This is a genomic window from Calothrix sp. CCY 0018 (genome assembly GCF_963920925.1).
In the GTDB taxonomy this organism is placed as follows: domain Bacteria; phylum Cyanobacteriota; class Cyanobacteriia; order Cyanobacteriales; family Nostocaceae; genus Rivularia.
This window is the reverse complement of sequence record NZ_CAWUDI010000023.1, coordinates 18,555-33,938: the sequence shown is the minus strand read 5'-3', so window position 1 is coordinate 33,938 and position 15,384 is coordinate 18,555. Positions and strand designations below refer to the sequence as shown.

The window sequence follows — 15,384 nt, the reverse complement described above, 5'->3', positions numbered from 1 at the left end:
AACTTACAAGAGTAAAGGAAATTGCAAATAAGTAAAAAAAATTCACATCTTAAATTAAAATAAAGATTACATGAACATTTACAAAGATTTTAGTATTAGGGGTTGACGCGCTCCTAAGAAGTCAAACACATTATTAGCCAATAAACTATGAACCTTGCAACAGAGCAACGCATCGCCTTGATTTCCGTCCACGGCGATCCAGCGATTGAAATAGGTAAGGAAGAAGCCGGAGGGCAGAACGTTTACGTTCGTCATGTAGGGGAAGCATTAGCTGAACTTGGATGGCAAGTTGATATGTTTACCCGTAAAGTAGATGTTGAGCAGGAAGATATTGTTTGGCATTCTCCAAATTGTCGAACAATTCGTTTGAAAGCAGGTAATGTTGATTTTGTGCCGCGAGACAATCTTTTTGAACATTTGCCAGAATTTGTAGATAATTTTCTCAAATTTCAGCAAGATAACGAAACCATATATTCTTTAATTCATACTAATTACTGGCTTTCTAGCTGGGTTGGTATGCAGTTGAGGCAAAAACAAGGAAGCCATATAGTACATACATATCATTCATTAGGAGCAGTTAAATACAATACTGTAAAAACAGTTCCTTTAGTTGCTAGTACCCGTTTGATAACAGAAAAACAGATATTAGAAACGGCACAAAGAATTGTTGCAACTTCGCCGCAAGAACAAGAACATATGCGTACTCTTGTTTCGACAAAAGGATATATAGATGTAATTCCTTGCGGTACAGATATTGAACGCTTTGGTTGTGTTGACCGAAAAACAGCAAGAAACGAATTGGGAATTAATTCCGAAACTAAGCTTGTACTGTACGTAGGACGTTTTGACCAACGTAAAGGTATTGAAACCTTGGTACGTGCAGTAGGACAATCTAAATTATTTGGTAGGGAAGACTTCAAGTTAATGATTTGTGGTGGCAGTCGCCCCGGACATAGCGATGGTGATGAATGCGAGCGAATAAAGAAAATCGTCGCGGAATTAGGAATGACTCAGATGACAGAATTTCCGGGTCGTATCAGCCAAGAAGATTTACCATTTTACTATGGTGCTGCTGACGTTTGCGTTGTTCCGAGTCATTACGAACCTTTTGGGCTGGTAGCTATCGAAGCAATGGCGAGCTTTACACCAGTAGTTGCGAGCGATGTTGGCGGACTTCAGTTTACTGTTGTTAATGAAGAAACTGGTTTGTTGGCACCACCGCAGGATGTTCCAGCTTTTGCGAATGCTATTGACCGAATTTTGCTGGATGCTCAATGGGGCGAAGAGTTAGGTCAAGCTGCGAGAAAGCGCGTTGAAAATAAATTTAGTTGGGATGGGGTTGCAATGCAATTAGGCGAACTCTACAAAAAGTTATCGCCGCAATCTGTGAAGCAGCCTATGGTAGTCAATAGTTAATATTAATAACACATAAATAATGGGGAATCGGTAATTGCCACCGGGAAATTTACCCTAATTAAATTTAATTTTTATTAAAGAGGGTGAATTCTTATTACAAGGTTGTTATTGCCGATTGCCCATTATCAGTAATTTTGGATCTTTTCAGAAGTAGCCTAAAGAAGAGAATAGAAATCAGGGAGTAGGCCTCGAACAAAATTTTAAACTCCCTGGCTTTTACAGATAATGGTTCAATATATGAAAATAATAGAACTTGCAAATTTTATATTTTTTTTCTTCTACGTATTTATACTCTTAATCAACTTGAATTACTGGTTTTTTGAAAAGAATAAGTATTTTTATAATCTATTTCTAAGTGTTTTCCATGAGAAACCGAAAATACTTAATCCGAACAAAAAGTTTCGATAAAAGACAGACTTTTTGATCGACATTGTTGTTTGGAAAGGTTTTAACTAGATACATAAGCAACCGAAAGCTTCAACAGTTACTTTCAAATAAATGTTGTTTACTTGTACGGAAGGAAATATACAATTCCGGAAGTTTTAGTGAATACTTTGGATTAATTTTAGTAATTGATAAGATTTTGTACGGCTGTATTTAGAGAAAATTTATGTTATAGTTTCAAGCTTTATTCCTAATAACATAAATTCGCTAAATAAACTTAAAAAATTACTTTTTGGAATGAATAAAATGTTTAATTTAACAAATAAAATCAACGCACGTAATTCACTGTTTGCTTTAAGCATCACTGCTCTTGGGTTCTTAATTGCACCAAACTCTGCCCAAGCTATGACTTTAGTTAATAACGCTAATTTTGACGATGATGATTTTAAGTCTTTAATTAATCAGAAAGAATTTACTGAGTTATTTGTTGCTGAAGGAAGAATTGGCGATCGCGGAGGTGCCGGAGAGAAAGAATTAAAAATTAATGGCGATGTAGTAGACGGTGCTAAAGTTTCAACAGAAGAACAATTTAATTGGGGAAATGGTAGCGTATACGATTTCAGCTTAATGTACGATGGAAATAAAGTCACATACGAACTAGACGGTAAAACCTTAAGTAGTGAGGACTTTAACGGTTCAGCAAACAGTATTTTCCTTCGTACTTTTGCAAAAGAAAATAAAGGGAATAACTCTAATAATTTTGTAACGCTTAAAGACTTAGTTTTTAACGGTGAAAGTATAGGAAGTTTGTCATCTTTGGGTGGTGAAAGCAAAGACGTAGACTACTTACAACTCAAAGATATTTCATCTCCGTTTACACTTACTGGTAAAACATCAATGAGTTGGACTGGTAATAATCCGATGCGTTCCAACCTTGCTTTTCAAATCAAAGTTGGTAATTCTCCTACACCAACCAGCGTACCCGAACCCGGTACAATCGGCGCAATATTCGTAACTGGAATGACTGGTTTAGGATTAAGTAAAAAGAACAAAAAAGATGAAGAGATTTAAGAAAAAACAAGTGCATCAACTATATTATTATTTCATTTAGATTTATATTTATATCTAATATTTAATAAAGTTGCATCGCCTTGATTAATTAAAAACTTTTTTCTCGTCTTCCTTAAGTAAGAAAGTTAATTTCACAAATGCACGTCTTGGATATATTTATATCTAAAGACGTGCATCTACTGTTTTAATCGAGCTATACTAACGAACATCAATGCTCTTATAACAACAATCGCTGTGCAAACATTTGACTATACTACTTTGAGTGCAGTTTGCAGCGATATCCGTGCTAACTGGTTGCCGTCACGCTTAGAACAAGTTTATCAGCGCGATCGCTATACTATTGCAATTGCACTTCGTACTCTCAAAAGTCGGGGTTGGCTCGAAGTTTCCTGGCATCCCCAAGCTGCTCGCATTCATATCGGTTCCCCACCACCGCGATCGCCAGATACATTTACTTTTTCTCAACAATTGGTTCACCAGTTAGGTGGTTTAGCTTTGGTTTCAATTGAGACAGTTGCTCCTTGGGAACGTGCCGTAGATTTACAGTTCGCTCCTCGTCCGGGAGAGCAGGCTTTATATCACCTGTATGTAGAAATCATGGGCAAGTATAGCAACGTGATTCTTACTGATGCTAACGATATAATTATTACCGCTGGTCGTCAAATTAGCGATAAAAAATCAAGCGTTCGTCCGATTTTAACTGGACAAGTTTACGAACAACCACCAAAGCTTACTACCGCTATTCCAAGTTTGGATGAATCACAACAAGATTGGTACGAAAGAGTAAGCCTGATACCTGGAGCAATCAAGAGTCAACTGCCTAAAAACTATCGTGGTGTTTCTCCCGCTTTAGTACAATCAATGCTAAAAGCTGCAAATTTGAGTACGGAAAGTACAACCGATAAACTTACATCTAAAGAATGGCAAACATTATTTAAGCAATGGCATGAATGGCTTAAAGCTTTGCAAGAAAAAAAATTTCAAGCAGGTTGGACTGAAACTGGTTATACCGTACTTGGCTGGGGTGTAGTTGAAAAAGCGCAGGATATTCAAGAGTTACTTAACCGCTATTATACTGATAAGTTTAATCAACAGATATTTGCTCAGCTAAAGCATCAACTTAGTCAGAAACTGAGTAATATTTTAGGAAAATTACGTACCAAATCCCAAACCTTTGAAAAACGCTTGCAGCAGTCAGAACAATCGGATGAATATCGTACCCAAGCCGATTTGCTAATGGCTTATCTACAAGAATGGGAACCGGGGATGGAAGAAATTACTTTGGCTGATTTCGAGACAAATGAACCAGTCAAAATTAAATTACAACCCGATAAAAACGCCGTACAAAACGCCCAAAAACTTTATAAACAGCATCAAAAACTCAAACGTGCCCGTACAGCGGTAGAACCTTTACTTGCAGAAGTGAATGCTGAAATCGAATATTTAGAGCAAGTTGATGCAGCAATTTCTCAAATTGACAACTACCTTGAGGCTGAAGATTTAGAGGCTTTAGAAGAAATCCGCGAAGAATTGATTGCACAAAAATACTTGGAAGACTCGGAATACCGCAGACGTAGTTCTAACGAAGCGACTACAAACTTTTATCGTCACCAAACACCAAGCGGTTTTGAAGTATTAATTGGACGCAACAACCGTCAAAATGACCAGTTAACTTTTAAAGTTGCTGGAGATTATGACTTATGGTTTCACGCTCAAGAAATTCCCGGAAGTCACGTACTATTAAGGTTAGAACCCGGTGCAGTAGCGGAAGAGAATGATTTACAATTTACCGCCAATCTAACCGCATATTACAGTCGCGCTCGTCAAAGCGAACAAGTACCAGTTATTTATACCGAACCAAAACACGTTTACAAACCAAAAGGTGCCAAACCAGGAATTGCTATTTATAAGCAAGAAACTATACTCTGGGGAAAACCGCAATCTGTTAAAAGTTAGGAGTTAGGAGTTGAAATTTTTTCTGTATCTCCTTGTCTTTACATCTCCTTATCCTTTTGTCCGTGGATGGCGAGCAATTCGGAATGCATATTGAATTATTTTTAAAGATATTGGCTTAATATTTCATATAAATATCTTTTTTTGATAAATTTCCAGGAAAATTCTGTACTGCCTGTTACAATATTGTAAAGAAAGATTACCCGAGGCGTTTTGGGAACGCGAAAGTTTGGGTTTGACTTTACTTGAGAAGACAACACTAATAGTAATATGACAGACCAGCTGTGGGAAGCTGGTTTTTTTGTATCACATCCTAAATTTCTCTTTTTAGAGAAGTATTTCTTTAAGGTGTTAAGGCAAGTGCAATTAATTACGGTCTTTTCTTAACCGTCTTGCCATACTAGTAAATAGCTGTAAATAAAGTAAATTTGTTACTTATGGTTCGTGATAGTGAATATACTTAATTTATATCTCTAATTATACTATAGAAAAAGAATCTAGTGTATAAAATTATTTTATAGAGATGATAGTTTAGATATTTTTTCTCAAAAATAAAGCTTTGTCTCTTCGTCTGTGAGGCTGCTCACTTTACTTCAAGACATTAAAAGATGTCAAATGAGTTCTATATGGCAAAGGAAAAGTGATGCATTTAAGCGGTGATGAACTTAGAAAATTACGCCTAGCTATTACCAGTGCTTATCCAAGCAAAGGTGATTTGATGATTATGGCTCGTGAGAAATTAGAAGTAAATCTAGATGCAGTAGCTGGAGGTAAAGATTATACCGAGGTTGTTTTTAGTTTAATTCAATGGGCTGAGTCAAGAGGAAAATTAGAACAGTTAATTGAATCTTTGTGTAAAGAAAGACCTAAAAATGAAGTATTCAAAAAGATAAAATATAAATTATTTCCCAATCTTTTCGATCTTACAGATATTAAACTTAATATTTGTCCTATTTCAATTGAACAATTTAACAATGTGTTTTTAGTGTTTACTGAGATTGATTTAGATATACTGAAGAGAGTATGTAAGGAAACTCTTGAAAATTCTTCAAAGTCTCAAGACATATTCGGTAATTTTCCAGAATTAACCAATCCCAAAAGTCTAGTTATATTCAAAACTATATTTTTAGAAAATAATTATAAAAATGATAAAAATATTCCTAGTATTATTGAATTTACCGAGCGTTTAAGTCAAGAGAAAGGAGTATCTAGCAATATCCAAGTTAAATTAAATAACTGGGTAGAAATTATAGCCCAGGAACTAAATATTAAGTTACCAACCTATGAAGAAAGGAAATCATCTACTGCTACTCTTAATTCTTATCTACTAGTTACAGTTACTCCCAATAGTACTGATACATTTTATCTGCAAGCTGAATTAATTCTCAATTATTTAGATAAGAATACTAATACAGAACCGATTAAACTAGAATTAAATAGTGATTTTCCTCATATTGAATGTTCTTTATCACAAATTGTAAATATAATTGACAAATTTATTCATATTGCTCAAACTCAACATTTTAAAGAATATCTATTGAATCGACAAAGATATAATCTAAAAGTTGAAGTATTTTTACCTTTAGAAATTATAGATACTAATATAAATTTAAAAAAAGTACCGATTGGTGGTACAGAACAGAAAGAAAAGGAATTTGGTATCAAATATAGATTTTTAGTACGTCTTCGTGAACGTTATACTTTTGATAATGGTGAATCTTTTAATAAATTAATTGAGAGATGGGAGGAATTTGATAACTGGAAACAAAATACGATCTGTGAGGAAAACATACAAACTAAAATTCATAATATCCCTAATATTGATGATTGTAATTGGGAAGAAATAGAAATCATATTGGAAGATGAAAAAAAGTTAGGAGTAAAAGTTACTTGTTGCTTGCCTGAAACTAACAATAAAATAAAATTATTTCATGCGATTTTAATCGGAGGAGTGCCAATATGTTTGTGGACAAGGTGTCATTTACCTAATATAGATGATGATTTTGATGAATTATTAAATATTGAGTTTTTTAAAGATGAATCAGCCTCTATTGAATCAGTATTCAAATTCCGTAGAAAAGCTCATGCAAAACCAGAGAAAGAAAATTATTTAGATTATCATTTAGGTTTAGGATTTTTATGCGATAATCCTCATCGAGTACCTTCTAATTTGATGCTACAAAATCAAACTTTGACAGAAACAGGTATGTAGAAACTGGATAATTATGGCAGATTGGCACTTTTTTCATGGAAATGGCAAACAATTAAAAGGCGTGGAAGAGAAATTTAAAAAACTCGAACCTCCACCTTGGCGACGTTTTAGTAAGATTGAAGATATTCCCAGCGATGAACGTTCGGAAGTACGTTGGAATCAGCTAATGAAATTGGCAGAGGAAAACGATCGCAATAGGAGAAGGGGTGAAAATTTCCGTATTTCTGATAATGCGATTGATATAATTAATGCTGTCAATGCTGCGATTTATTTACGTAGACCATTATTAGTTACGGGTAAACCTGGTTCCGGTAAGACATCTTTGGCTTATGCGATCGCGCACGAGTTGAATTTAGGTCCCGTATTGTCTTGGGCGATTACTGCTCGTTCTACTTTGCAAGAAGGGCTTTACCGTTACGATGCACTAGCACGATTGCAGGATGTTCAGCAAAACGAAAAGCAGGATATTGGCAAGTATATTACATTAGGTGCTTTAGGAACAGCTTTCTTACCTTCTGTGTTACCAAGGGTTTTATTAATTGATGAAATTGATAAAAGTGATATTAATCTTCCCAACGATTTATTAAATATTTTTGAGGAGGGAGAATTCCCGATACAAGAGTTAGTCAGACGAGCTAAATCGGGAGAAAATAATAATTCTGCTGACAACGGTGAATTTATAGTTGAAACTCAAGATAGAGATATTGATGTTGAAATCAAACAAGGAAGAGTACGGTGTTATTCTTTCCCAATTATTGTAATGACTAGTAATGGAGAAAGAGATTTTCCTCCAGCTTTTAAACGGCGATGCATACGGGTAAAAATGCCTAATCCCCAGGAATCAGCGCTCAAAGCGATTGTCAAAGCTCATTTTCAAGATGAAAAAAAGCTTTTTCAAGATGCTGAAGCGAAAATTAATCAATTAATCAAAGAATTTTTGTCAGATAAAGATAAAAATACCGAACGCGCAACAGACCAATTATTGAATACAATTTATCTATTAACTCGCGATGTTTGTCCAGAATCAGAAGCAGATCAAAAATCGGTAAAAGAAATTTTATTAAAAAGTTTAACCAGTAATGATTAAAAAAAAACCGCAGAGACGCAGAGAGCGCAGAGGAGGAAGAGGAAGAGAGAGAAAATAGAAACAATTCCGATATTAACGGAAACGATATGACTAATGAATCATCTGCAACCAACAACCAATTTAATCAACTGATTGCAGCTTTAGGAACAGATTTAGAATTAACCGGGGAAGAAATCGCCGATATTATTTGGTTTTCTCAGAAACGTCAGGAAATTAGCAATATACAAAACGATATAATTCCACAACAGGGAAATCAATCAAACACTTCAGAAAAATTAAATCCTACTTCTACAAAGACTCCCAAAAAATCAAATCCTACTTCTACAAATAAACAAACTTCTCCCAAACCTGCTTCAGCAGAAATTTCTTCACAAACTGAAGAAAAACTTCAAACCTCATCTAAAAATCAAGCCCTTCCCTTGCGGATACCAGATGCACCTTCTCTACGAGAGCCTTTAACATTGGCTCAAGTGTTAAAACCTTTAATGCGTCGGGTGGAATCTGGGAGAAAAACCGTATTAGATGAAACAGCCACAGTAGAGCATACTGCTGCAACCAAAATTTGTATTCCCATACTCAAATCTGAACCAGAGCCTTGGTTAGATGTGGCTTTGGTAGTTGACGAAAGTAAATCAATGCTGATTTGGCGACATACCATTTGGGAGTTAAAACGATTACTAGAACATTATGGCGTGTTTCGGGATGTACGGGCTTGGGGATTAGTTACCGACGAAGACGGAGAAATCTATATTCGTCCCGGAATTGGTCAAAATGCATCCCAACAACGTCTTGCCAGCCACCGTGAAATATTAGATCCTAATCGTCGTCGGTTAATTTTACTCGTAAGTGATTGCGTTGGGGCTATGTGGCGTAATGGTGCTATTACCCAAGTATTAAAAGATTGGACAAACACCCAACCAATGGCAATTATTCAGATGTTACCCGATTGGTTGTGGTTAAAAACGGGTTTGGGTTTGGGTGCTTCCGTAAATTTGGCAAGTTTAACACCAGGAGTAGCCAACAAACATTTATTAATCAAAAAACTATTATTGTGGAAAGATATTAATTTAGATACCGGCATCAAAATTCCTGTTTTCACATTAGAACCAGATACAGCTTTACCTTGGAGTCAGATGCTAACGGGGAAAAGCGATGCAGTAGCTTCCGGGTTTGTTTTATCTTCAGCAATATCACAAAAACCTAATCGCAGCAATCAACCCCAAACTACTACTCCTCAAAAAGTAAACGCCTCAGAGCGAGTACATCGGTTTCGCATGACAGCTTCACCAATGGGGCGGAAATTAGCAGGATTACTCTCAGCAGCACCAGTAATTAATTTACCTGTAGTGCGGTTAATTCAAGAAACCATTATACCCGCATCTCGCCAAGTTCATGTTGCAGAGGTATTTTTGGGAGGCTTGTTAAAACCTTTAACACCAATTGCAGCAGATACCTTACCAGATACGGTGCAGTATGATTTTATGGATGATCAAATACGGGGTATGTTGCTTGAATCCTCACCAGTAAAAGATTCAGCAGATATTTTCAATGCAGTTTCCCAGTATGTAGCAGCGCAGTTAGGTAAGTCTTTGCAAGATTTTGTAGCGCTGTTGAAAGCACCAGGAGAAGCTGACAATCAACAGGTGAAACCGTTTGCAGAGGTAGCGGTAAAGATTTTGAAACGTTTGGGTGGAGATTATGCGGCTTTCGCTGAACAATTGGAGCAGAATTTTCAAACTACCAAGGAAAATGATCTTGTTTCCGCTGAACAATTAGAACAAAAGTCTCAAACTAATACAGAACATTTAGAATTACTCAAAGGATTTCCATCACTACAAACCTTTGATTTTAGAATAGCAGCTATATCTTTAGAAGAAGAAACTAAAACACCTGCTGATATCAACCTACAACCTTTTGAATATGAAGTCGCTACCATTGAACTGAAAAAATCTGGCACCTCTAGAAAAAATACAGAATTAATAATTAATCGCCGTCGCCAACAAAGTCAATATTTTACCGAAGACTTGGGTAATGGAATTGAACTAGAGATGGTAAAGATTCCTGGTGGTACCTTTACAATGGGCGCTCCAAAAGATGAAGAAGGTAGCAGGGACTCAGAACGCCCACAACACCAAGTAACAGTCCCATCCTTCTTTATGGGCAAATATCCCATAACTCAAGCGCAGTGGCGAGTAGTGGCGAATATGCAGCATCTCCGGGTGAATCGGGACTTAGAACCAGAACCATCCAGATTCAAAGGAGACAACTTACCAGTAGAACGAGTTTCTTGGTACGATGCAGTTGAATTTTGCGATCGCCTTAACCGCATCGTAGAAGATAATCTCTCCCAAGACACGGTTAAACAATATCGTCTTCCCAGCGAAGCCGAGTGGGAATATGCTTGTCGCGCTGGTACTACTACACCTTTTCATTTTGGCGAAACAATTACATCTGATTTAGCAAACTATAGAGCTAGCTCTACTTATGGTGCTGACTCCAAAGGGATTTATCGCGAGAAAACAACACCCGTCGGTAGCTTTGACGCAGCTAATGCCTTTGGGCTATACGATATGCATGGGAATGTCTGGGAATGGTGTCTTGATGATTTGCATGACAACTATGAAGGTGCGTCAACAGATGGCAGTGCGGGGGTAGATACTGAAAATCAAGACGATAATGATAATCGTTATCAAAATTTGCGGGGCGGTTCCTGGCACAGCCTTCCTACTTATTGCCGTTCCGCGTCTCGCGTCAACCCTTCGCGCGATGACTACTACGACGTTATTGGTTTTCGTGTGGTGTGTGCCGTTGGGAGGATTCTTTAGTAACCCTTTATACTTTTATTCTTTTGCGCTTTGCTCTTATTTTTTTTACAGTTTGTTAGCGGAGCGGAGCGTTAAAAATTTTTTTTCAAAATTGAGGTTTAGGCAACGTATCTAAAATTATGTCAATTATGTCCATATAAATATCAAAAGCAGGCAGCAATGACAAAAGCAGTCATTCAATATAAACAAGGAACAGGGCAATATTATATCGAAGACTTAGGTTCGGGAATTGAACTAGAAATGGTTTACATCCCCGACGGTACTTTTACAATGGGCGCACCAGAAACGGAAGAAGGTAGCAGTGACTCAGAACGTCCCCAACATCAAGTAACGCTTCCATTCTTCTTTATGGGTAAATATCCCATAACTCAAGCCCAGTGGCGAGCAGTAGCTAAATTACCTCAAGTAGAAAGAGAATTAAACTCGGAGCCATCACGCTTTAAAGGAGATAACTTACCTGTAGAGCAAGTTTCTTGGTACGATGCCGTTGAATTTTGCGCCAGATTATCAAATCATACCCGACGAGAATATCATCTCCCCAGCGAAGCCGAGTGGGAATATGCCTGTAGAGCAGGAACCACCACACCTTTTCATTTTGGCGAGACAATTACCACCGATTTAGCTAATTATCGAGGTACGGATAATGAAGAATATAAATGGTCGGGTTCCTATGGTCAAGGTCCTAAAGGGATTTATCGCGAGAAAACAACACCCGTGGGTAGCTTTGATGTAGCTAATGCCTTTGGGCTATACGATATGCATGGGAATGCTTGGGAATGGTGTCTTGATGATTGGCATGACAACTATGAGGGTGCGCCAACAGATGGCAGTGCGTGGGTAGATACTGAAAATCAAGTCGATAATGATAATCGTTCTCAAAGCCTGCGTGGTGGTTCCTGGCTCAACAATCCTGCTTACTGCCGTTCCGCGTATCGTAGCTACTCTCCTACGCGCGACGACGGCAGCAACGGTATTGGTTTTCGTGTTGTCTGCGGGGTTGGGAGGACTCTTTAGTAGCCCTTTATACTTTTGGTCTTTTGCGCTTTGCTCTTTTACTTTTTTACTTTTTTACTTTTTTCCGCCGTCAGGCGGATCGATTATTTTGCAAAATATTAAAGAAGTTACTTACGGTTTTTTAGACAAAAAATCCCACACGCCAATCAATTACGAAAAGCGTTAAAAAGTAAAACTAGTTCTAAGCGCACCAATTACAACATCTTCGTTATTATCGTTATGATCTGGTGCCGTTAACCAGATAACTCCAGGGGTAATAGCAATGTTGTCATTTACCTTAAATTGGTAAAACGCTTCGATATGATAGGAAGTATCGTTATCTTCATTTATCTCATCAATACTCGAATCCGTTACCTTCGGTTCCATACCTACGATAATACCTGCCAAGTTTCCTTTTTTACCCAAATCTGGAAACCCTAAAGTTACCGCCCAATTCCATATATCAAGGTTTCCACGGTCAATTCTTCCTCCTTGAGTGGATAAATTACTAGCATTTGTGTATCCAACCCAACCTCCTAAGACGATATTGTTGGTAATGCCTAAAGAAGCTTGTATACCGTAAGAATTGTTAGAAAATGGCACTTCTGCTGACTCGGTTTGTCCTGGATTATTAGGATCGGGAACATTTTCATTTGCAAGGAAAGATATGGGATTGGCACGTTGGCTACCAGTACCTAGTTGCTGATTGTAAGCGTTTATATAGGTCAAACCAATTTTAAAGCGTTCGCTTGGTTCAAAGGTTAATTGTGCAAGCGCACCATAGGGACCATTGAATATACCATTATCTTGAGAAGGATCTGCGGGTGAACCTCCTAAATAAGCCAAACTCAATGCCAAATTACCGCCAAATTCTTGAGTGATTCCTAATCCGGAACCACCCATTTGATAGTAAATCGGGTTACGAGTACCAAAAGAGGATATTGCACCAAAAGTTCCATCACCATCAAATTGGTTCACAGTATCTACAACGTCATCGGCAGCACCTGCATTCGCGATCGCAATAACGTTAGTTTTAGGAGTAAGAGGGAAGCTATACCATAATGCATCAAGAGCAGCATCAGTACTAGCATCATCGCTGCTTTCGCCAAAAGCAAGATTACCTTCGGGTGTTCCTATATCAGGACTTACAATATTATTAGTCTGAATACGAGTGTATAAAGTGTCTTTTCCAGTAAAACTAGTAGCAAAGTTGATTCGCGCTCTAGCTCCAAAAGTTGTATTGTCTTCGTTTGTCTCTCCTTCCAAAGCATCAACCACTGCCGTTACAACTTCACCTTCAAATTTAGAAGTTGTAGAAAATTGATTCGCTTCTAGTTGAGCAGTTTGTGCTTCTACCGCATCTACTCTTCCACGTAAGGTAGCAAGTTCGGCTCCGAATTCTTCTTGGAGCTTTTGCAGTGTAGCTAAGTCTTCTCTTGTAACAATATCGGCAGTAGCTGTTGCGATTAATTCGTTGACTCTATCCAAACAAGCATTTAAACCAGCAGCGAATTCATATCGAGTTAATGCACGATTACCGCGATAAGTTTGATTCGGATATCCAGCAATACATCCATAACGTTCTACCAAAGATTGCAGAGCCTGGAATGCCCAGTCAGTAGGCTGTACATCGGATAGCTGAGACACTGATGTCACTTGTGCGATCGTCTTTTTCTGACTAGGATTATCATCTCGAAATAGCGGTGTTACAACTGTTTTTTCTTCCTTACTTTCTACACTAACAACAGTTTGTGCTGATATAGCATCGCTACCGATAACTATCATTGTACCAACAAGTGGGCTTGTTAGTAGAGCTTGCAATACTTTGTTCATTATGTTCACTCACACTTCACAATAATTATTCGGGGTAACTCCTACTTTTATCAAAGCAGTTTTATCAAAAAGAATTTTCAATAATATATCAGGATTCAGTAGTTTTTTCACAATAAATCTAGAAATCTTGACTATTTAGACTTACTGCACCAAATTAAAAAGCAATCGAACAATATGCTCACGAACTAACTATATTTGTATATAGTTAAAAAGCAATAATTAAGCAATGTTAGTATTTTCAAATTATAAAAAATCAGTTAAAATTTGGCATTGAGCAGATGAGACTAAGATTAAATTAGCGAAAAGCCCCAGTAGTCATCAAAACTTATTATTTCAAGAAATAATTTCTGTTAGAAACGTAATTAATTCCCCATAAATAAATCTAGGGGCAACTACCTCGTATAATCCACGGATAAATCCGGGGGCTATGTCCTATCGGACACGCTCCGCTAACAAACCGATAAAATTTACTTGGTGAAAATAACGCTAATTTTTATTTAATCCACGCTCAGAAAATAAGTAACATTTCTTTTTATGTAAAAATTTTATTTGATTAATATATCCGATTATAAGGCTTTGCGCTCAACAGATATCAAGTGATATTGAAAATCATATTTTTAATGTTTTAATCTTTCTTAACCCACGTATTTTAAAAATAAACTAGATAATTTTTCGATAAAATAGGGTTAAAAGATTTCATCTTTTTCATCTATGTGTTCTGCAACAGATTGATAAAGATGCAACACATGACTATCGTGGAGTTGATAAAACACTCGCCTACCTTGCTTGCGATAACTAACTAAACGCATAATTCGTAAGTTTCGGAGTTGGTGAGAAACAGCAGATTCGCTCATTTCTAAGATAGTAGCTAAATCACTAACACAAAATTCTTTTTCTGCAAGAAGCGACAAAATTCTTAAACGATTAGCATCTCCTAAAAAGCTAAAAAAAGCTGCCATTCTTTGAGCTTTTTCGTGACTGATAGGTTGTTTTTCAATAGATTGCACTTTTGTTAGTTATATAGAACAGCGATTAAGTATGAACGGTTAAACAAATACTCTCAATACAACTTTCTGATTTACTTATACAGCATTTATTTTGTTCCTTAGTAGTAACATATTTTTAAGTATCAACCCTACGGCAACAAATGCGGGTTAGCTTTGAACTCAATCATAAGCATAGGTCTTATTAGTATATAGTACAACTATATCGCTTTAGGGAAAGTTATTTTAATTTCACTTGCTGTTTCCTTCTTCTTGTGAATTACCTACCAGCAAATTTGCAGGGGTGATGTAAATTGTTTATTTAGCTTAGCAATACTACATTTATGGTGATTAGACAGTTTAACCAGAATTAGGATGAATAGTATCGCTGTCGTAGAGTTAGTAGTTTTTTTAGATTCTCCGGAAGGTAAATTTGTCAATTAAATCCATATAAATAGTTTTTTTGGCGAAACTATTGCAAAAGTAATATAAGTTTGCTATATTTCATAATCGTAGGTCAAATAAGTTTGCCGGGATAGCTCAGTTGGTAGAGCAGAGGACTGAAAATCCTCGTGTCACGAGTTCAAGTCTCGTTCCTGGCATTGTTTACAGCCCCAAATAACCCTA

9 protein-coding genes and 1 tRNA gene are annotated in these 15,384 nt (G+C 36.9%); 8 read left to right on the top strand and 2 right to left on the bottom strand.

The window, feature by feature from the left end; all coding sequences use genetic code 11:
• Positions 1–147 precede the first annotated feature (147 nt).
• From ACM03V_RS17490 to ACM03V_RS17460, 7 genes are all read left to right on the top strand, one after another.
• On the top strand, positions 148–1,416 hold the full coding sequence (locus ACM03V_RS17490) for a glycosyltransferase family 4 protein (protein WP_414622075.1): 1,269 nt from the start codon (positions 148–150) through the stop codon (positions 1,414–1,416).
• A 690-nt stretch (positions 1,417–2,106) separates the two neighbouring features.
• The gene (locus ACM03V_RS17485; protein ID WP_414622074.1) at positions 2,107–2,871 is read left to right on the top strand and encodes a choice-of-anchor W domain-containing protein; all 765 of its coding nucleotides are present in this window, start codon (positions 2,107–2,109) and stop codon (positions 2,869–2,871) included.
• Positions 2,872–3,105: 234 nt separating this feature from the next.
• Positions 3,106–4,827 carry an NFACT family protein gene (locus tag ACM03V_RS17480; protein WP_414622073.1) on the top strand — a complete coding sequence of 574 codons (1,722 nt, stop codon included), beginning with the start codon at positions 3,106–3,108 and terminating at the stop codon, positions 4,825–4,827.
• 640 nt (positions 4,828–5,467) lie between these two features.
• The gene (locus ACM03V_RS17475; protein ID WP_414622072.1) at positions 5,468–7,036 is read left to right on the top strand and encodes an effector-associated domain EAD1-containing protein; all 1,569 of its coding nucleotides are present in this window, start codon (positions 5,468–5,470) and stop codon (positions 7,034–7,036) included.
• Positions 7,037–7,049: 13 nt separating this feature from the next.
• Positions 7,050–8,123 carry an AAA family ATPase gene (locus ACM03V_RS17470; protein WP_414622071.1) on the top strand — a complete coding sequence of 358 codons (1,074 nt, stop codon included), beginning with the start codon at positions 7,050–7,052 and terminating at the stop codon, positions 8,121–8,123.
• A gap of 86 nt (positions 8,124–8,209) precedes the next feature.
• Positions 8,210–10,948: an SAV_2336 N-terminal domain-related protein gene (locus ACM03V_RS17465; RefSeq protein ID WP_414622070.1), complete on the top strand. Its 2,739-nt coding sequence runs from the start codon at positions 8,210–8,212 to the stop codon at positions 10,946–10,948.
• A 159-nt stretch (positions 10,949–11,107) separates the two neighbouring features.
• Positions 11,108–11,962 carry a formylglycine-generating enzyme family protein gene (locus tag ACM03V_RS17460; RefSeq protein ID WP_414622069.1) on the top strand — a complete coding sequence of 285 codons (855 nt, stop codon included), beginning with the start codon at positions 11,108–11,110 and terminating at the stop codon, positions 11,960–11,962.
• Between the two features lie 162 nt (positions 11,963–12,124).
• Here the strand turns inward: ACM03V_RS17460 and ACM03V_RS17455 are convergent, their stop codons facing one another.
• Both ACM03V_RS17455 and ACM03V_RS17450 read right to left on the bottom strand, forming a co-directional pair.
• A complete protein-coding gene (locus ACM03V_RS17455; RefSeq protein ID WP_414622068.1) occupies positions 12,125–13,774 on the bottom strand; it encodes an iron uptake porin in 1,650 nt (549 codons plus the stop codon).
• A 686-nt stretch (positions 13,775–14,460) separates the two neighbouring features.
• The gene (locus tag ACM03V_RS17450) at positions 14,461–14,733 is read right to left on the bottom strand and encodes an ArsR/SmtB family transcription factor (RefSeq protein ID WP_414622142.1); all 273 of its coding nucleotides are present in this window, start codon (positions 14,731–14,733) and stop codon (positions 14,461–14,463) included.
• 553 nt (positions 14,734–15,286) lie between these two features.
• On the opposite strand from ACM03V_RS17450, the gene ACM03V_RS17445 reads away from it, so the two are divergent.
• A tRNA-Phe gene (locus ACM03V_RS17445) sits at positions 15,287–15,359 on the top strand.
• Positions 15,360–15,384 lie beyond the last annotated feature (25 nt).

What these genes read in the sequence shown, in the direction of transcription:
- ACM03V_RS17490 (WP_414622075.1), top strand. Translation starts at nt 148, where the DNA reads ATGAACCTTGCAACAGAGCAACGCATCGCCTTGATTTCCGTCCACGGC.
- ACM03V_RS17485 (WP_414622074.1), top strand. Translation starts at nt 2,107, where the DNA reads ATGTTTAATTTAACAAATAAAATCAACGCACGTAATTCACTGTTTGCT.
- ACM03V_RS17475 (WP_414622072.1), top strand. Translation starts at nt 5,468, where the DNA reads ATGCATTTAAGCGGTGATGAACTTAGAAAATTACGCCTAGCTATTACC.
- ACM03V_RS17470 (WP_414622071.1), top strand. Translation starts at nt 7,050, where the DNA reads ATGGCAGATTGGCACTTTTTTCATGGAAATGGCAAACAATTAAAAGGC.
- ACM03V_RS17465 (WP_414622070.1), top strand. Translation starts at nt 8,210, where the DNA reads ATGACTAATGAATCATCTGCAACCAACAACCAATTTAATCAACTGATT.
- ACM03V_RS17460 (WP_414622069.1), top strand. Translation starts at nt 11,108, where the DNA reads ATGACAAAAGCAGTCATTCAATATAAACAAGGAACAGGGCAATATTAT.
- ACM03V_RS17455 (WP_414622068.1), bottom strand. Translation starts at nt 13,774, where the DNA reads ATGAACAAAGTATTGCAAGCTCTACTAACAAGCCCACTTGTTGGTACA.
- ACM03V_RS17450 (WP_414622142.1), bottom strand. Translation starts at nt 14,733, where the DNA reads ATGGCAGCTTTTTTTAGCTTTTTAGGAGATGCTAATCGTTTAAGAATT.